Origin of the sequence: Aestuariivirga sp. (assembly GCF_965227715.1) — a bacterium.
GTDB lineage: Bacteria > Pseudomonadota > Alphaproteobacteria > Rhizobiales > Aestuariivirgaceae > Aestuariivirga.
In genome coordinates, this window is the sequence record NZ_OZ245771.1 from 2,873,438 (window position 1) to 2,889,396 (window position 15,959).

At 63.2% G+C, this 15,959-nt stretch carries 18 protein-coding genes; 9 read left to right on the forward strand and 9 right to left on the reverse strand.

The window, feature by feature from the left end:
* Positions 1-32 precede the first annotated feature (32 nt).
* A complete protein-coding gene (locus tag ACO06F_RS13675) occupies positions 33-323 on the reverse strand; it encodes a hypothetical protein (protein WP_421693305.1) in 291 nt (96 codons plus the stop codon).
* 202 nt (positions 324-525) lie between these two features.
* Here ACO06F_RS13675 and ccrA point away from each other — a divergent pair, with 202 nt between their 5' ends.
* Positions 526-1,824 carry a crotonyl-CoA carboxylase/reductase gene (gene ccrA, locus ACO06F_RS13680; protein ID WP_421693306.1) on the forward strand — a complete coding sequence of 433 codons (1,299 nt, stop codon included), beginning with the start codon at positions 526-528 and terminating at the stop codon, positions 1,822-1,824.
* A gap of 19 nt (positions 1,825-1,843) precedes the next feature.
* Here ccrA and ACO06F_RS13685 read toward each other — a convergent pair whose 3' ends face one another.
* Both ACO06F_RS13685 and ACO06F_RS13690 read right to left on the reverse strand, forming a co-directional pair.
* Positions 1,844-2,734 carry a YihY/virulence factor BrkB family protein gene (locus ACO06F_RS13685; protein WP_421693307.1) on the reverse strand — a complete coding sequence of 297 codons (891 nt, stop codon included), beginning with the start codon at positions 2,732-2,734 and terminating at the stop codon, positions 1,844-1,846.
* A 27-nt stretch (positions 2,735-2,761) separates the two neighbouring features.
* Positions 2,762-3,472: a tellurite resistance TerB family protein gene (locus ACO06F_RS13690; RefSeq protein WP_421693308.1), complete on the reverse strand. Its 711-nt coding sequence runs from the start codon at positions 3,470-3,472 to the stop codon at positions 2,762-2,764.
* A 61-nt stretch (positions 3,473-3,533) separates the two neighbouring features.
* Between ACO06F_RS13690 and ACO06F_RS13695 the strand changes: the two genes are divergently transcribed.
* A complete protein-coding gene (locus ACO06F_RS13695) occupies positions 3,534-4,433 on the forward strand; it encodes a DMT family transporter (RefSeq protein WP_421693309.1) in 900 nt (299 codons plus the stop codon).
* On the opposite strand, the gene ACO06F_RS13700 is transcribed toward ACO06F_RS13695, so the two are convergent.
* Genes ACO06F_RS13700 through ACO06F_RS13715 form a run of 4 tightly spaced genes read right to left on the reverse strand, consistent with a single transcriptional unit; the run spans position 4,405 to position 7,591 of the window.
* Positions 4,405-4,752, reverse strand: coding sequence for a YkvA family protein (locus tag ACO06F_RS13700; RefSeq protein ID WP_421693310.1), 348 nt, complete (start codon positions 4,750-4,752; stop codon positions 4,405-4,407). The two genes, ACO06F_RS13695 and ACO06F_RS13700, sit on opposite strands and share 29 nt — an antisense overlap.
* Before the next feature lie 60 nt (positions 4,753-4,812).
* The gene (locus ACO06F_RS13705) at positions 4,813-5,034 is read right to left on the reverse strand and encodes a twin transmembrane helix small protein (RefSeq protein ID WP_421693311.1); all 222 of its coding nucleotides are present in this window, start codon (positions 5,032-5,034) and stop codon (positions 4,813-4,815) included.
* A 39-nt stretch (positions 5,035-5,073) separates the two neighbouring features.
* Positions 5,074-5,904 carry an SDR family oxidoreductase gene (locus ACO06F_RS13710; protein WP_421693312.1) on the reverse strand — a complete coding sequence of 277 codons (831 nt, stop codon included), beginning with the start codon at positions 5,902-5,904 and terminating at the stop codon, positions 5,074-5,076.
* A gap of 19 nt (positions 5,905-5,923) precedes the next feature.
* Positions 5,924-7,591 (reverse strand): acyl-CoA dehydrogenase family protein, encoded by a 1,668-nt coding sequence (locus ACO06F_RS13715; protein WP_421693313.1) that lies wholly within the window; start codon positions 7,589-7,591, stop codon positions 5,924-5,926.
* A gap of 171 nt (positions 7,592-7,762) precedes the next feature.
* Between ACO06F_RS13715 and ACO06F_RS13720 the strand changes: the two genes are divergently transcribed.
* From ACO06F_RS13720 to ACO06F_RS13750, 7 genes are all read left to right on the forward strand, one after another.
* On the forward strand, positions 7,763-8,281 hold the full coding sequence (locus ACO06F_RS13720) for an invasion associated locus B family protein (protein ID WP_421693314.1): 519 nt from the start codon (positions 7,763-7,765) through the stop codon (positions 8,279-8,281).
* A gap of 1 nt (position 8,282) precedes the next feature.
* Complete coding sequence (locus ACO06F_RS13725; RefSeq protein ID WP_421693315.1) at positions 8,283-9,023, forward strand: phosphodiester glycosidase family protein; 741 nt, start codon at positions 8,283-8,285, stop codon at positions 9,021-9,023.
* Positions 9,024-9,084: 61 nt separating this feature from the next.
* On the forward strand, positions 9,085-10,278 hold the full coding sequence (gene rlmN / locus ACO06F_RS13730) for a 23S rRNA (adenine(2503)-C(2))-methyltransferase RlmN (protein ID WP_421693316.1): 1,194 nt from the start codon (positions 9,085-9,087) through the stop codon (positions 10,276-10,278).
* Between the two features lie 257 nt (positions 10,279-10,535).
* The gene (locus tag ACO06F_RS13735; RefSeq protein WP_421693317.1) at positions 10,536-11,237 is read left to right on the forward strand and encodes a DUF2971 domain-containing protein; all 702 of its coding nucleotides are present in this window, start codon (positions 10,536-10,538) and stop codon (positions 11,235-11,237) included.
* A gap of 71 nt (positions 11,238-11,308) precedes the next feature.
* Complete coding sequence (locus ACO06F_RS13740) at positions 11,309-12,529, forward strand: argininosuccinate synthase (RefSeq protein WP_421693318.1); 1,221 nt, start codon at positions 11,309-11,311, stop codon at positions 12,527-12,529.
* A gap of 213 nt (positions 12,530-12,742) precedes the next feature.
* A complete protein-coding gene (gene rbsK / locus ACO06F_RS13745) occupies positions 12,743-13,651 on the forward strand; it encodes a ribokinase (protein ID WP_421693319.1) in 909 nt (302 codons plus the stop codon).
* Positions 13,648-14,283 carry a hypothetical protein gene (locus tag ACO06F_RS13750; protein ID WP_421693320.1) on the forward strand — a complete coding sequence of 212 codons (636 nt, stop codon included), beginning with the start codon at positions 13,648-13,650 and terminating at the stop codon, positions 14,281-14,283. The genes rbsK and ACO06F_RS13750 overlap by 4 nt, the downstream gene beginning before the upstream one ends.
* Here ACO06F_RS13750 and ACO06F_RS13755 read toward each other — a convergent pair.
* Positions 14,280-15,044, reverse strand: coding sequence for an SDR family NAD(P)-dependent oxidoreductase (locus tag ACO06F_RS13755; protein WP_421693321.1), 765 nt, complete (start codon positions 15,042-15,044; stop codon positions 14,280-14,282). The two genes, ACO06F_RS13750 and ACO06F_RS13755, sit on opposite strands and share 4 nt — an antisense overlap.
* Positions 15,045-15,872: a PPK2 family polyphosphate kinase gene (locus tag ACO06F_RS13760; protein WP_421693322.1), complete on the reverse strand. Its 828-nt coding sequence runs from the start codon at positions 15,870-15,872 to the stop codon at positions 15,045-15,047. It lies immediately after the preceding gene.
* Positions 15,873-15,959: the final 87 nt, after the last annotated feature.

Sequence of the window (15,959 nt, forward strand, 5' to 3'; positions counted from 1 at the left end):
TCGCAATGTCGACTTTTGGCAGGCGGGCGGAGCTAGCTGCGCGAATTGCGGAGAAAAACGGCGACCAAAAGAATGCCCGTCACGGTCATCCCCGCAAGGGACAAGATCACCGGCTTCTCGAAGACCTTGGTGATGGGGAAATCAAGGCCTTTTCCCAATATGTTTCCGGCCATGGCCCCTGCGAACAGCAGGATGGCGTTGAGCGCGAATGTCAGGACGCCGGGGAATTTTGTCAGCGGCGTCAGGATGAAAGATCCCACAAAGGCGCAGACGGCCGCCGTCGGCACTGCCCAGGGTCCGACGCCGAAGAGAAGATGATCCATATGAGCTGCAGATCCCTTGCTGTTCTTGCAATTATGGCCGGCTGAGCCGGTTGATTGTCGAAGTCTTCATTGACGCAAAAACAGGAAGTTTAGTCAAGCACAGGTTGACGTAATTGGCAGCGGCCTGGGCCCCTCCTTTTGTTGCGGTGCGCAATGCGATAGCCTTCGCTATTCTCGGCATGCCTTCCATGGAGACCACGCGATGAGTTCCGCCGCCAGACCGGCCGCCCCGGCCCCCGCCAATGTCAACCAGCCGGTCAAGGACGTCTATCAGATCGGAGAAATTCCCCCGCTGGGCCATGTTCCGGCTAAAATGCATGCCTGGTGCATCCGGCAGGAGCGGCACGGCGCACCTGATACGGCCATGCAGGTGGAGGTCGTGCCCACCTGGGCCATCGGCGAGGATGAATGCCTGGTGCTCGTCATGGCGGCGGGCGTCAACTACAATGGCGTATGGGCGGCCTTGGGCAAGCCCATTTCGCCCATCGACGGGCACAAGAACCCCTATCACATCGCAGGCTCTGATGCGTCGGGCATCGTTTATGCCGTGGGCGCCAAGGTCAAGCGCTGGAAGGTGGGCGATGAGGTCGTCATCCACTGCAACCAGGATGACGGCGACGATGAGGAGTGCAATGGCGGCGACCCGATGTTCTCCAACTCGCAGAGGATCTGGGGCTATGAGACGCCCGATGGCTCCTTTGCCCAATTCACCCGCGTGCAGGCCCGCCAGCTTCTGCCCAAGCCCCAGCACCTCAGCTGGGAGGAAGCCTCCTGCTATACGCTCACCCTTGCCACTGCCTACCGCATGCTGTTCGGCCACCGCCCGCATGTGCTGGGTGCGGGCCAGAACGTGCTCGTGTGGGGCGCGTCAGGCGGCCTTGGCTCCATGGCCATCCAGCTCATCGCCACCACGGGCGCCAACGCCATTGGTGTCATCTCGGAGGATGACAAGGCGGATTTCGTTATGCAGCTCGGCGCCAGGGGCGTCATCAACCGCAAGAAATTCCAGTGCTGGGGCCAGATGCCCGCGGTGGGAACATCTGACTACAATGACTGGATGAAGCACGCGCGCGACTTCGGCAAGGCCATCTGGCACTTCACCGGCAAGGGCAACAACGTGGACATGGTGTTCGAACATCCGGGCGAGCAGACCTTTCCCGTCTCGGTGCTGATGGTGAAGCGCGGCGGAATGGTGGTGATCTGCGCAGGCACCACGGGCTTCAACCTGACGCTCGATGCGCGCTATCTGTGGATGCACCAGAAGCGCGTGCAGGGCTCGCATTTCGCCAATCTCCTGCAGGCCGCCGCCGCCAACAAGCTGGTGATGGCCCGGCGCATCGACCCCTGCATGTCGGATGTTTATTCCTGGGCCGATATCCCGAAGGCCCATATGAAGATGTGGAAGAACGAACACCGCCCCGGCAACATGGCGGTTCTCGTGTCAGCCCCAACGACCGGCCTCAAGACGCTCGATGATGCCATGGAGGCGGCGGCAAGGTGACGCCGGGCAGAGCCGCCCTCTAGACCTCGCCATCCTCGTCGCGCCGGCGGTAGCGCTCGCTGCGCATCAGGCGGCGCACTTCGAGGACGCGGTTCATTTCACCGCCGAGAATCAGCACGAGGGCTGCCAGATAGACGAAGAACATCGCGGCGAACACGCCGGAGAGCGACGCATAGGTGGATGCGAAGGTGTTGAAGTTCACCAGATAGATCGAGAAGGCGGAGGACATGATGACCCACACCACCACCGTCATCACCACGCCGGGCAGGATCTCCAGCACGTTGAGCGATTTTGCCGGCAGCACCACGTGGCACAGCAGAACGCCCGCCGTCAGCAGGGTGATGCCGATCGGGTAGCGCAGCTGCTCGATGGTCACCAGATGGCCCTTGAGGGCCGGTGCATAAAGCTCCGCCACCTGGATCATGATGGGTGCGAAGACGATCAGCAGGGCGAACACCAGCAGGAACACGGCCGAACCGATCACCACCAGCACATTCTGGAAATAGAGCCACCACATGCTGCGCGTCTCGCGGATGTCATAGGCACGGTTCAGCCCCACGCGCACGCTGTCAACGCCACCCATGGCGCTCCAGATGGTGATCATGGCGGAGATGGAAAGTAGTCCGCTGCGCGGAACAGTCAGGATGGCATGGATCTCCGGCACCAGCGGCTCCACCAGCCGCGCCGGCGCCACACTCAGCAAAAAGGTGACGACGCCCGCCGCCAGGTCGTCATTGCCGAAGAAACCCGCCAGCGCCACGAGGAAGATCAGGAAGGGAAACACCGAAAACACGGTGCGGAAGGCGATGTTGCCGGCAAGCGGAATCGCTTCATCGGCAAACAGCCGGTAGAAGCTCTCACGCAGGAGCATGGCAATGCTGGGGCCGTCATTGTCGGGGCGTGCCGTCATGCAGGCTCAATAACCCAGCCGCCGCCGTCAGGCCACAGTCTTCAATGCTTCCGTCTCGACAGCCGTCCGAAGCGCGGGGTCCAGCTTCAGGCGTGCGGCCAGCATCGCGAGATAGGCCTGTTCCGCCGGGTCATCAGGGTCGATCGCGAGGAAGGACGCCGCATAGATCTCGACGGCCAGTTCCGGCGTCGGCGCGGCGGCCACAACGGCATCGATGTCGAGGGGTTTCCGCAATTCGTCGATGACGAAGGCCTTCTCCTCGGTATCGAGGCTCAGCTCATCGAGCTTGCCGAAAATGCGCCGCTGCTCTTCGGCGTCGATGTGGCCATCGGCCTTCGCCGCAGCGATCATGGCGCGGAGAATGGCAAGGCTCATCTCGTCGCGCTGCTGCGGGTGTGATGGCAGGAACGGCGTGCCCTGGGGCGTGGGCGTGATGTCCTTCATGGGCGGCGGCTCTGCCGTCGCCACGGGCTGGTTCCGTGTGGCCTGCCAGTCATTGTAGGCCTTGTAGGCGAGGCTCGCCAAGGCCGCAGTGCCACCAAGCTTCACCGCACCCTTGGCCAATTTCTTGGAGGTCTTGCCGCCCAGCAGAATGCCGGCCAGTCCGCCCGCCACACCGCCGGTTGCGAAACCCTTCACGAAGTCGGGAGAAACGCCGCCGGTGGTTCTGTTCGTCTGCGGGTTGGCGGGCGTGCTGCCACCCAGAAACTGTTCCAAAAGCTTTTGCGGATCGAACATGCCAGCTCCCCGTTAATTGTGCCTCGCCTCGACGGGCAAAACGGGGCAAATGCGGCGGGTGATGCAGGAAACCCCGTCAACCCGCGCCTTCATTGCCGCCGCGCCCGTCCTCTTCGTCCTCATGTGGGCAACGGGTTTCGTGGTTGCAAGGCTTTCTGCGCCGCATGCGGATCCGCTCACCTTCCTGGCGATCCGCTTTCCCATTGCAGGCCTGTGTTTTGCGGCCATTGCCTTCGCCCTGCATGCGCCCTGGCCCGGGACAAGGCCTGCCTTGCATGCCAGCGTCGCCGGCGCCTTTCTCCATGGCGGCTATCTGGGTCCGGTCTATTGGGCGGTGGCGCATGGCATGCCGGCAGGGGTCTCGGCCCTGATCGTTGGCCTCCAGCCGCTGATGACGGCGGTCCTTGCCGCATGGATCGTCAAGGAAGCGATTTCGCTGCGCCACTGGCTGGGGCTCGCCGTCGGCATCGCGGGCGTGGCGCTGGTCGTGGCGCCCAAGCTGCAGGTGGGCTTTGCGGGCGGCATCACGCCGGTCACCACCGCCGTCAATGTGCTGGGCGCACTGTCGATCTCCTTCGGCACGGTCTATCAGAAGCGCTTTGTGACGGCCCTGAACCTCGCCAGCGGCGGCGCCTGGCAATATGTGGGTGCCACACTCGCCGTGCTCATCCCCGCCCTCCTGATGGAGGAGTTCCGCTTCGATGGCAGCTTCAACGCCTGGTTCGCCATGGCCTGGTCGGTCATCGTGCTGTCGCTCGGCGCCATCACGCTGCTGATGCTGCTCATTCGCCTGGGCGATGTCGGCCGCGTCTCGAGCCTCATCTTCCTGGTGCCCGGCGTTTCCGCGCTGATGGCCTATTGGTTGTTCGGGGAAAGGCTGAACCTCGTGCAGATCGCCGGCATGGCCGTCTGCGCCGGGGCCGTCCTCATCGTCACGCGGAGGCGGCCGCGCCCGGCTTAAGGCGGCTCAACGTCTCGCGGGCGCGGGTTCTGTGCGCCTCCGTCACATGGGTGCGCACGATGTTGAAGGCGGCGAGCAGCACCGCCAAGTCATCCGTGAAGCCCAGGCCCAGCACAAAATCCGGAATGGTGTCGAGCGGCAGCACGAAATAGGCGAGTGCGGCCAGCAGCACGCCCTTGGCTTTCAGGGGCGTTGCGCCGTCAAATGCGCAGTAATAGGCCGCCACCAGCTCCTCGGCGAAAGGAACGCGCGCCAGAACGCGGGCAAGCTTGGGGAAAAACCGCTCCCGCACCACTCTCTCGTCACCGGCCAGAACCATCTCGCAATCCCTCCGATCTGCGGCCAGATAAATGGGAACGCGAAAGCCCTTCTGCAAGTCCTACCGGTGGGTGAGGTAGAAGGCGAGCATCAGCACGATCACGGCGATGAACTGCAGTCCCACGCGCCAGCGCATCAGCTTCTGCGACGTGTTGGAAGAGCCGCCGCGGAACATGTTGATGAGGCCGAGGATCAGCACCACAAGAACCGCCCCCGCCGCGACATAGCTCAGATATTCGATATACAATGCAATCTCCAAGACCTTGAACGAGGGGCAAGCCATGGGCCAGGTGGCAGGTTCCCGTCAACGCGGCAAACGCGCCTACTGGTCGGAGGCGCGGTCCAGCACGTAATCCAGCAGCCGCTGCGGCAGGATGCGCCGGGCAATCGCCATGTAATGCGTGGGCCTGGTCACATAATAGCGCGCATGGGGGCGGGGGGAGTCCAGCGCGTGCACCAGCTTTTCCAGCACCGCCTCGGGCCCCAGCTTGTAGCGGGCCGAACCGCCCCGCCCCAGCCTGGCACGCTGGCGGGCATAAGCCTCGCCATAATGCGATGTGGCCGCGTCGATGTTGGTCTCGAAATTCTTGAGAGAGGTCTCCACGAATTTGCTGGTGATGGGCCCGGGCTCGATCAGCGACACGAAAATCCCTGAGCCCCGCAGTTCCAGCCTGAGCGTGTCGGACAGGGCTTCGATTGCGAATTTGGAGGCGTTGTAGGCGCCACGCCATTTCAGCGCCACGAGGCCCAGCACGGATGAGCATTGCACGATCCGCCCTCCGCCATTCGCCCGCAGCAGGGCCAGGCAGTCGCGCGTCAGCTGGTGCCAGCCGAACACATTGCAGGCGAACTGCGCCTCCAGCACCTCGCGGCTCAGATCCTCAACCGCACCCGGCTGCCCGAAGGCGCCATTGTTGAACAGCGCATCGAGCTTGCCGCCGGTCCGGGCTGAAACCTCCGCCGCGCAAGCCGCAACCGAGCGAGGGTCAGAATAGTCGAGGGCGATCGCCTCGATTCCCTCTGCCTCGAGCCGCGCCAGGTCTTCAGGCTTCCGCGCCGTCGCAAACACCCGCCAGCCGCGCTTCTTCATCCCCAGCGCACAATGCCAGCCGATGCCGGAGGAACAGCCGGTGATGAGGATCGCGCGGGTCATGGCTGCACAGGCAGCGGCATTAATTCCCACCCTCCAGCAGCCGCCTTGCAATCACCTGGGCCTGAATTTCGGCGGCCCCTTCGAAGATGTTGAGGATGCGCGCATCGCACAGCACGCGGCTGATCTGATATTCGAGTGCGAAACCATTGCCACCGTGAATCTGCAGCGCATTGTCGGCCGCAGCCCAGGCCACGCGGGCTCCCAGGAGCTTCGCCATGCCGGCTTCCAGGTCGCAGCGGCGCCCGGCATCCTTCTCGCGCGCGGCAAAGAGGGTGAGCTGGCGGGCCGCCATCACCTCCGCCGCCATCAGCGCCAGCTTGTCCGCAATGCGCGGGAAGTTGAGGATCGATTGTCCGAACTGTGCGCGGTCCCGCGCATATTTGAGGCCTAAGTCCAGCGCGCTCTGGGCCACGCCCACGGCGCGCGCCGCGGTCTGGATGCGGGCTGCCTCGAAGGTCTGCATCAATTGCTTGAAGCCCTGGCCCTCGATGCCGCCCAGAAGGTTCTCGGCTTTCACCTCGAAATCCTCGAAGCGGATTTCATATTCCTTCATGCCGCGATAGCCCAGCACCTCGATTTCGCCGCCGGACATGCCCTTGGCCGGAAACGGATTGTCATCGGTGCCGCGCGGCTTCTCGGCCAGGAACATGGAAAGCCCGCGGTAGCCCGCCTCATTGGGGTCGGTGCGGGCCAGAAGCGTCATCACATCGGCGCGCACCGGGTGGGTGATCCAGGTCTTGTTGCCCGTCACTTTGTAAACGTCACCGTCGCGCACCGCACGCGTACGGAGCGAGCCCAAGTCAGAGCCGGTGTTGGGCTCGGTGAAAACCGCCGTCGGCAAGATCTCGCCCGAGGCGATCTTCGGCAGCCATTTTTCCTTCTGCTCGCGCGTGCCGCCGCACAGGATCAATTCGCAGGCGATTTCAGCGCGCGTGCCGAGCGATCCCACGGCGATCCAGCCGCGCGAGAGCTCCTCGGAGACCACGCACATCGATTCTTTCGAAAGGCCAAGGCCGCCATGCTCCTCCGGCAGGGTCAACGCGAAGACGCCAAGCTCCGCCAGCTCCTTGACGATCTCGATCGGAACATAGTCATTGTCGAGGTGCCACTGGTGCGCATGGGGGGCCACGCGCGCCTCCACGAAGCGCCGCATGGTCTCGCGCATTTCGGACAAGGTGCCGTCAAGCCCGGAAGAGCCGAAATTCCCCTCGGCGAACAGCTGCACCAGGCGCTTGCGGGCGTCCGCCGTATTGCCGCGTTCCAGCAGCACAAGGTCTTGAAGCCCCGCCGTTTCGCCCCGTGTGAGGCCCAGTTCGGAGAGCCTGAGGAATTCCCCCTGGTTCATCGGAATGCCGCCCGCCACCTGGTTCAGATATTCGCCACTGGCAATTTGAATGGTCAGCTGCTCAGTCTCGCCCAGGCCTCCCTCCGCCCTCAGCCTCTCCGCGAAGCGGAACAGCTCGCGCAGCGTTGCGGCATAGGTCGCGAGCCAGGCCAGGCCGTGGGCCGCATGCTGCTCTTCATCCAGCAAGCGCGGGTTCAGCTTGCCGCCCGGCATCAGCCTGGCGGCAAGCCGGGCCCTGGCCTTGCCCATCAGCGCCTCCACGGCGCTTGCGGCCTGGTCCAGATGGCTGTCCAGATGTGCCACTGAAGTTGCCGATGCCGTTTCGCTTTCCGCAGCCGCCATGATCCACTGTCCTTCACAATTGTGCCAAAACGCTAGCGCAGGAGATTTTGCGCTGCAATAAGCCATAGGGCCAGCCTTGCCTTAAAGGCAGGCTTCGTCAAAATTGGGCCGGAATCCTTGTGCCATCTCCGGCGGATGGATTTCCCCTCAAGGTGAGTCTAAGGTTCCCCCATGATTCAGATACGGCAAACAAGCGCACTGGCGCTCACGCTCATCATCCTCACCGCGGCCACGGCCCGCGCGGAAGGCGAACCCCAGCAGATCGGCGCCTTCGACGATTGGCTGGCCTACAGCTATGACGCGGCGGACTCCAAGGTCTGCTACGTCTCCTCCACCCCGAAGGAGAGCGCGCCAAAAAGCGTCAAGCGCGATCCGGCCTTCTTCCTCGTCACTAACATGCCGGGCCGCAAGCCGCCGGTGAAGTCAGAGGTCTCCACCATCATCGGCTACCCCTTCAAGGAAGGCCAGCCGGTGAAGCTGACGATCGATGACGCGAGCTTCGAGATGTTCTCCAAGGGCGATACCGCCTGGGTCGACACCGGCAGCGACAAGAAGATCGTCGCCGCCATGAAGCAGGGGAAGTCGCTCAAGGTTCAGGGCACCTCCTGGCGCGGCACCTCCACGGAAGACACCTATTCACTCAAAGGCATATCCGCAGCGCTTGCCGCCATTGACAAGGCCTGCAAGTAACATGCGCCGTGCCGTGGGGCTCTGCCTCCTCCTCTGCGTGATGCTGCTGGGAGCGGGGCCGGCTGCGGCCGCCTGCGCGCCCGAAATTTTCGAAGGCAATGACTATACGGTCTGCCGCTTCGATCTCAGCCAAGACCATCTCCAGCTCTTCAGCCTTGATTCCGATGGCGCGCCCTATGGTTCCTTCCGGGCGCTCTCGGCTGCCCTTCTCGAGAAAGGCCAGGCGCTCGCCTTCGCCATGAATGCCGGCATGTATGGCGAGGACCTGAAGCCCGTGGGCCTTTATATCGAGAATGGCCAGGTGGAGCGGAAGCTGAACCGGCGGGACGGGCCCGGCAACTTTCACCTGAAGCCCAATGGCGTCTTCTACATCGACGGCGGCAAGGGCGGCGTCATGGAAACCAGCGCCTTCGCGGCCTCGGGGATCAAGCCGCAATTTGCCAGCCAGTCCGGCCCCATGCTGGTGGTCGATGGCAAGATCCACCCCAAATTCTCGGAAGACGGCACCTCGCTGCAGCGGCGGAACGGCGTGGGTGCCCCGGACGGCCACACGCTGATTTTCGCGATCAGCGACGGCGTGGTCAATTTCCACAGCTTTGCCCGGCTGTTCCGGGATCATCTCAACTGCCCCAATGCGCTGTTCCTTGATGGCTCGATCTCGAGCCTCTATGCGCCGGAGCTGTTCCGGGCTGATGGTTTCGCGCCCCTGGGGCCCATCGTGGCACTGGTCAAAACCCCCTGAGCGGCCTATCTGAAGGCCTTCACTCGCATTTCCGCTCAATTTCATGCTATGGGGCCGGTCCATGACCACGCTTCTCTCAACCCTGGATATCGCCCCGCGTTACATCCCGAACGACCCGCGCCCCACACTTCTGGGTCTCACGCGCGAGGCGCTGGCGGATGCGATGGGCCGCGCCGGGGTTCCGGAAAAGCAGCGCCGCATGCGGGCAGGCCAGGTCTGGCACTGGCTCTATCATCGCGGCGTCGCCTCCTTTGCGGAGATGAGCAACATCGCCAAGGACCTCCGCAAGCGCCTGGAGGATGAATTCATCATCGGCCGGCCGGAGATCGTCACCGAGCAGACCTCGAGCGACGGCACCAAAAAATGGCTCCTCCGTCTTTCACCTGATGAGCGCGGCGCGCGCCATGAGGTTGAGATGGTCTATATTCCGGAGGAAGATCGCGGCACGCTCTGCATCTCCTCGCAAGTTGGCTGCACGCTAACCTGCAGCTTCTGCCACACCGGCACGCAGAAGCTGGTGCGCAATCTGACAGCGGGCGAAATCGTCGCGCAAGTTATGACGGCGCGAGACCGGGTGAAAGACTGGCCGCAGGACATCGAGGCAAACCCCAAGCCGCCCTTGGGGGGCCGCTACATCACCAATGTCGTGCTCATGGGCATGGGCGAGCCCCTCTATAATTTCGACAATGTGAAAGACGCGATGGAGATCGTCTCCGATGGCGAGGGCATCTCGCTGTCGAAGCGGCGGATCACGCTCTCCACCTCAGGCGTCGTTCCTGAAATCCCGCGCGCGGGCGAAGAGATCGGCACCATGCTGGCGATTTCCCTCCACGGCACCACGGATGAGATCCGGGACAAGCTCGTGCCCTTGAACAAGAAATACCCGATCAAGGAGCTGCTCGCCGCCTGCCGCAACTATCCCGGCGTTTCCAACGCGCGGCGCATCACCTTCGAATATGTCATGCTGAAGGGTGTCAACGATACGCCCGCCGATGCCAAGCGCCTCGTCCAGCTGTTGAAGGGCATTCCGGCCAAGGTGAATTTGATCCCCTTCAACCCCTGGCCCGGCACCGCCTATGAATGTTCCGAGTGGGACACGATTGAAGCCTTCGCCGAAATCCTCAACCGCGCCGGCTATGCCTCGCCGGTGAGAACCCCCCGCGGCCGGGACATCATGGCCGCCTGCGGGCAGCTTAAAAGCGAAAGCCAGAAGCTTCGCGCCAAGGAGCGCCTGGCGCTGGACCAGGGCGCATAAAACCCGGCCCAGCACGCGGTGAGAGCGGCCCGCAATCAAAGAGATCAGCCGCAATTCAAGCTTCATTCCTGCCGTCATTCCGGCGAAGGCCGGAATCCCGCTTTGCGTCAGCACATGCCGCATAGAAAGCTGGATTCCGGCCTTCGCCGGAATGACGGATGACAGGCGGTGTACACGGCCATATCTTTCAATTGCCAGGGCGCGGGGCAGCCGCGTGCCGGGAACCACTCCCACCGCCCTCGAATTCCCCCCCCCGCATGTCGAGGCTCTACCATTACACCTCCGTCAGCGGGCTCCGCGGCATTGTCGATTCCGGCAATATCCGCGCCACCCATCTGGGCTTCCTCAATGACCTGTCGGAGGGCGGTGCAGCGCGCAAAGATGAGGCGTGGCGGGCGCAGCTGGAGGCGGCAGAAAAGCGCGCGCCCCTGTTCATCGCCTCCTTCTGCCGCCACCAGGAACCGCATCAGCTGAAGAACGGGCTTCTCTCGCAATGGCGGGGCTATGCAGGCGAAGGTGGTGGCTATTGCGTGGTCTTCGACGAGGCGGTGCTGGATGGCCTCGTGGAGGCCGAGCGCCGCATCTCGCCCGGCCTCACCATCCTCAAGAAGGACGTCCTCTATGCCGGGGAGGGCGAAGAGGAGGTGCCAGGGCAGAACATGGATTTCCTCGATCTCGCCGCCTTCGTCAAAAGCGAAGCCTTCCGGGAGGAGAATGAAACCCGCATCGTGCTGGCCGTGCCGCCCGATGATTCCCGCGCCATCCGCTTCCGGGACGCGTCGGAAATGCTGATCCCCTATGTCGAAGTCTTCTCCGGGCGGCGCCTTCTGCCAATCACCGAGGTGATCGTGGGGCCAAGCCCCCTGCAGCGGCGTTGTGCGGCGGGCGTTGTGCAGTTCCTCCGCACCCATGGGCTCAATGTTGCCGTGAGGCTTTCCGAAATCCCGCTGGCCAGATAGTCCGCTTCGGCAGTTGCGGCAGCAAGCCGCGGCGTGATAGGTGGCCCCATCTTCTCATCCGGGACAGCGTCATGCCGAAGCAGAAAGTCAAAAAGGTCGTTCTCGCCTATTCGGGCGGCCTCGATACCTCGATCATCCTCAAATGGCTGCAGACGGAATATGGTGCGGAGGTCGTGACCTTCACCGCCGATCTGGGTCAGGGGGAAGAGCTGTCGCCCGCCCGCAAGAAGGCGGAAATGCTGGGCATCCAGGAAATCTACGTGGAGGACCTGCGCGAGGAATTCATCCGCGATTTCGTGTTCCCCATGTTCCGTGCGAACGCCGTCTATGAGGGCGTCTATCTGCTCGGCACCTCGATTGCGCGGCCGCTGATCGCCAAGCGGCTGATCGAGATTGCGGCTGAAACCGGGGCGGATGCCATTGCCCATGGCGCCACCGGCAAGGGCAATGACCAGGTACGCTTCGAACTCACGGCCTATGCGCTGAACCCGGACATCAAGATCATCGCCCCCTGGCGCGAGTGGAGTTTCAAGAGCCGCACGGACCTTATCAGTTTCGCCGAGGAGCATCAGATCCCCGTCGCGAAGGACAAGCGCGGCGAGGCGCCCTTCTCGGTCGATGCCAATCTTCTGCACTCCTCCTCCGAAGGCAAGGTTCTGGAAGACCCGTGGGTGGAACCGCCGCCTTACGTCTATCAGCGCACCATTGCGCCCGAAGATGCGCCGGATCAGGCGACGTATGTCGAGATCGAGTTCCTCAAGGGCGACCCCATCGCAATTGATGGAAAGCCCATGTCTCCCGCCACGCTGTTCACGGAGTTGAACCGGCTGGGCCATGACAATGGCATCGGAAGGCTGGACCTGGTGGAGAACCGCTTCGTCGGCATGAAGTCGCGCGGCGTTTATGAAACGCCCGGCGGCACCATTCTTTCGGTGGCCCACCGTGCCATCGAAAGCCTGACGCTCGATCGCGAGGCCGCGCATCTCAAAGACAGCTTCATCCCGAAATATGCCGAGCTCGTCTATTATGGCTTCTGGTTCAGCCCCGAGCGTGAGATGCTGCAGGCTGCCATCGACAAATCCCAAGAGCATGTGGAAGGAACCGTGCGTCTCAAGCTCTACAAGGGCAATGTCATCGTCGTGGGCCGCAAGAGTGTTAAGTCCCTCTACAAGGACGCGCTCGTGACGTTCGAAGATGACCGCGGCGCCTATGACCAGAAAGATGCCGCAGGCTTCATCCGCCTCAACGCGCTGAGGCTCCGCACGCTTGCCGCGCGGAAGCGAAATACCTAGCGGGCCACCGCCCTCCCGGCCGTCATCCCAGCGCAGGCTGGGATCCCGCTTTGCCTCCGGACCTGCTTCGAAAGCAGCGGGATTCCAGCCTACGCTGGAATGACGGAATTGAGAGATGTGAGACCAAGATTCCCTTTACGGGAGCCATCCCCTATGACGGAATAGTAATGCGTTATCCGATCTTCTGATATCATCCTTCCGGAGGACCCCGTCATGAGCATCGCCGTTGTCGGCAGCATCAATATGGACGTGACGGCCTATATGTACCGCCTGCCGAAGCCCGGCGAGACCTTGCATGGCAAGGAATATATCGTGGGGCTCGGCGGCAAGGGCGCCAACCAGGCGGTGGCTGCCGCCAAGCTCGGCAGCAAGGTCGCCTTCATCGGCCGCATCGGTGCGGATGATTTCGGCAAGGGTGCGGAGCGCGCGCTGGCGGGCTATGGGCTCGATCTTTCCTTCATCACCAAGGATGCCGAAGGCGCCACCGGCATTGCCATCATCAATGTGGGCGAGGGCGGCGAGAACTACATTTCCGTCGTGGCGGGAAGCAACATGGCGGTCGATGCGAGCGACATCGCGCGCGCCCGGCCTGCCCTTGAGAAGGCCCAGGTCCTGCTCCTCCAGCTCGAAGTGCCGCTCGAAGCCTCGCTTGCGGCAGCGGCCATCGTGCGTGCTCATGGCGGCACGGTAATCCTCGATCCCGCCCCGGCCCGGGATTTGCCCCGGGACGTGCTGAGTGCTGTGGACATCATCACGCCCAATGAAACCGAGGCAGGCCTCATGCTCGGCTGGCAGCCGCAATCACCGGAGGAGGGGCTCAAGGCCGCGCAGGAGCTCCGCGCCCGCGGGGTCAAGACGGCGGTCGTCAAACTGGGTGGCAAGGGCCTGGCGGTCGCCAGTGAGGGCCTTGAGAAGATCCTTCCCGCCTTCAAGGTGACACCCATTGATACGGTGGCGGCAGGCGACAGTTTCAATGGCGGTCTCGCCCATGCACTCGAACAGGGCCAGCCACTCGAACAGGCGCTGCGCTACGCCGCCGCCTGCGGCGCCCTCTCCACCACGAAGAAGGGCGCCTCAGCCGCGGCTCCCACCAAGGCGGAGGTCGAGGCCTTTCTGAAATGATCAGCCGCCGTGCCTTGATAATGCTCGCCGCTTGCTGTCTCAGCTCTGAGGCGCAGGCCGATGACGGCAGCGCGCTGGCCCAGCGCATCTTCCAGGTGATCGATGCGCTGGACGTCGAGGACAATTGGCCGGCCGGCGTGCACGTGGATTGGCAAACGGGCGTTCCCGATGGCCGCTATGTGGCGCCGGGGCACAAGGACACCCATTGCAGCGCCTTCGTGGCGGCTGCGGCAGAGCACCTTGGCGTCTACATCCTGCGCCCGCCGGAGCATGGTCAGGTGCTGCTCGCCAATGCGCAGGCCGATTGGCTTGCAGGCGAAGGTGCCGCCCAGGGCTGGACGGCCCTTCCGGACATGTATGCCGCCCAGGCCGCGGCGAATGCGGGCCAGTTGGTGGTGGCGAGCTACAAGAACCCCGATGATGACAGGCCGGGCCACATCGCCATCGTTCGCCCCTCTCAAAAATCGCAAGACCAGATCACCTCCGATGGTCCGGATATCACCCAGGCGGGTCTCAAGAATTTCTTCCACACCACCGTCAGGGCGGGCTTCGCCGATCACCGCAACGCCTTCGCCGGCAATGGCATCCTCTATTACGCGCATGCGGTTGATCCAGCAGCATTGCCGGCTTAGTTCTGCACCCGGATCGTCAAGGTGCCATCCACCACCAGATTGACGCCTGAGATGAAGCTCGCCCGGGCGCTGGCCAGGAAGACGGCGGCATCGGCAATCTCCTCTGGCCTCGCCATGCGGCCCATGGGATTGTCGGCAAGTGCTCGCGCGAAGCTGTCAGGATTCTCCTGCTTGACCTGGTCCCAGACGCCGCCTTCGAAGAAGGTGGTGCCGGGCGAGACGACATTGGCGCGGATGCCCTTCGCTGCCACATGGCGGGCGAGCGATTTTATGTAGAACAACAGCGCTGCCTTCATGGTGCCGTAGGCAGCGTAGCCAAAGCCATAGTCCTCCGAACCGGAAATCGAGGAAATGGACACAATCGCGCCCGCGCCTGAGCGTTCAAGCCAGGGGAGTGCTGCCTCGCAGGCATTGCGGGTGTGGAGAAGGTCGACCTCGAAGGCATCGCGGAAGGCCTGCTCGCCCGCGCCATCAACCAGTGCCGAGGCGTTGCAGACCAGGATGTCGATGCCACCCAATGCTGCGGCGGCACCGGTGATGAAGGCCTCAAGCTCCGGACGGTTGCCAACATTGGCGGTCATGCCGAAGCCTTCAACACCTGCCTCCTTCAACGCGGCCACGGCGGCACGGACGGCAGCCGCATCGCGCGCGCAGACCGCCACGTTGCAGCCTTCCGCCGCAAGGCCGAAAGCGATGGCACGGCCAATTCCCTTGGTCGCACCAGTCACCAGCGCGCGCTTTCCTTTGAGACCGAGCTCCATTCACACCACCTTGATCTTGGCGGGGTCCCAGTCCTTGGGGACGGGGTATTTCGGGTTCATCTCCTCCAGCGTCTCGCGCACGATCCGCGAGATGGCGGCGTTTCTCACCCAGTTGCGGTCCGCCGGGATCACATACCAGGGCGCATCTTCGGTGGAGCAGCGGGTGAGCGCCTCCTGATAGGCCTTCATGTAGTCGGTCCACAGCGCGCGGTCTTCGAGGTCCGCGGGGTTGAACTTCCAGCGCTTCTCGGGCAGTTCGATCCGCTCCCGCAGCCGCTCGGCCTGCTCCTCCTTCGAGATGTTGAGCATGAATTTGAGGATCTTCGTGCCATTGTCGGAGAGCAGCTTCTCGAAAGCGTTGATCTCGCCATAGCGCCGCGCGATCACCTCCTCGCTCGCATATTTCTTCACCTTGACCACCAGCACATCCTCATAATGCGAGCGGTTGAAGATGCCGATGAAGCCCTTGGCCGGGCACACCTTGTGCACCCGCCAGAGATAGTCTTGCGCAAGCTCGTCGACGGTCGGCGCTTTAAAGGGCTGCACCTTCACGCCCAGCGGGCCGCAATGGTTGAACACGGCGCGCACGGTTCCGTCCTTGCCCGAACAGTCGATCCCCTGCAGCACCACGAGGAGGGAGCGTTTACCTTCCGCATAGAGCCGGTCCTGCAGCGCATCGATGGCTTCGGCATCCGCCGCGGTTCCGGCCTTGGCCGCTTCCTTGTCGGCAAAGCCATTGGCGGCACGCGGGTCTTCTTTCGAAAGGTCAAAGGGCTTTCCCGGTTTCACCCTGTAGCGTTCGCCGAAACTCTTCTGCTTTTCCGCCATGTCATCCTCCCGTCAGCTGCTGCCAATCTGTCATGCGGACCCCGAAAAAGCCACCCTCCGGGCCCACCACTTGAAGCAGGCCCCGGC

Excerpts from the sequence above, each read along its gene's own strand:
- ACO06F_RS13675 (WP_421693305.1), bottom strand. The coding sequence starts at position 323 with ATGGATCATCTTCTCTTCGGCGTCGGACCCTGGGCAGTGCCGACGGCG.
- ccrA (WP_421693306.1), top strand. The coding sequence starts at position 526 with ATGAGTTCCGCCGCCAGACCGGCCGCCCCGGCCCCCGCCAATGTCAAC.
- ACO06F_RS13685 (WP_421693307.1), bottom strand. The coding sequence starts at position 2,734 with ATGACGGCACGCCCCGACAATGACGGCCCCAGCATTGCCATGCTCCTG.
- ACO06F_RS13690 (WP_421693308.1), bottom strand. The coding sequence starts at position 3,472 with ATGTTCGATCCGCAAAAGCTTTTGGAACAGTTTCTGGGTGGCAGCACG.
- ACO06F_RS13695 (WP_421693309.1), top strand. The coding sequence starts at position 3,534 with ATGCAGGAAACCCCGTCAACCCGCGCCTTCATTGCCGCCGCGCCCGTC.
- ACO06F_RS13700 (WP_421693310.1), bottom strand. The coding sequence starts at position 4,752 with ATGGTTCTGGCCGGTGACGAGAGAGTGGTGCGGGAGCGGTTTTTCCCC.
- ACO06F_RS13705 (WP_421693311.1), bottom strand. The coding sequence starts at position 5,034 with ATGGCTTGCCCCTCGTTCAAGGTCTTGGAGATTGCATTGTATATCGAA.
- ACO06F_RS13710 (WP_421693312.1), bottom strand. The coding sequence starts at position 5,904 with ATGACCCGCGCGATCCTCATCACCGGCTGTTCCTCCGGCATCGGCTGG.
- ACO06F_RS13715 (WP_421693313.1), bottom strand. The coding sequence starts at position 7,591 with ATGGCGGCTGCGGAAAGCGAAACGGCATCGGCAACTTCAGTGGCACAT.
- ACO06F_RS13720 (WP_421693314.1), top strand. The coding sequence starts at position 7,763 with ATGATTCAGATACGGCAAACAAGCGCACTGGCGCTCACGCTCATCATC.
- ACO06F_RS13725 (WP_421693315.1), top strand. The coding sequence starts at position 8,283 with ATGCGCCGTGCCGTGGGGCTCTGCCTCCTCCTCTGCGTGATGCTGCTG.
- rlmN (WP_421693316.1), top strand. The coding sequence starts at position 9,085 with ATGACCACGCTTCTCTCAACCCTGGATATCGCCCCGCGTTACATCCCG.
- ACO06F_RS13735 (WP_421693317.1), top strand. The coding sequence starts at position 10,536 with ATGTCGAGGCTCTACCATTACACCTCCGTCAGCGGGCTCCGCGGCATT.
- ACO06F_RS13740 (WP_421693318.1), top strand. The coding sequence starts at position 11,309 with ATGCCGAAGCAGAAAGTCAAAAAGGTCGTTCTCGCCTATTCGGGCGGC.
- rbsK (WP_421693319.1), top strand. The coding sequence starts at position 12,743 with ATGAGCATCGCCGTTGTCGGCAGCATCAATATGGACGTGACGGCCTAT.
- ACO06F_RS13750 (WP_421693320.1), top strand. The coding sequence starts at position 13,648 with ATGATCAGCCGCCGTGCCTTGATAATGCTCGCCGCTTGCTGTCTCAGC.
- ACO06F_RS13755 (WP_421693321.1), bottom strand. The coding sequence starts at position 15,044 with ATGGAGCTCGGTCTCAAAGGAAAGCGCGCGCTGGTGACTGGTGCGACC.
- ACO06F_RS13760 (WP_421693322.1), bottom strand. The coding sequence starts at position 15,872 with ATGGCGGAAAAGCAGAAGAGTTTCGGCGAACGCTACAGGGTGAAACCG.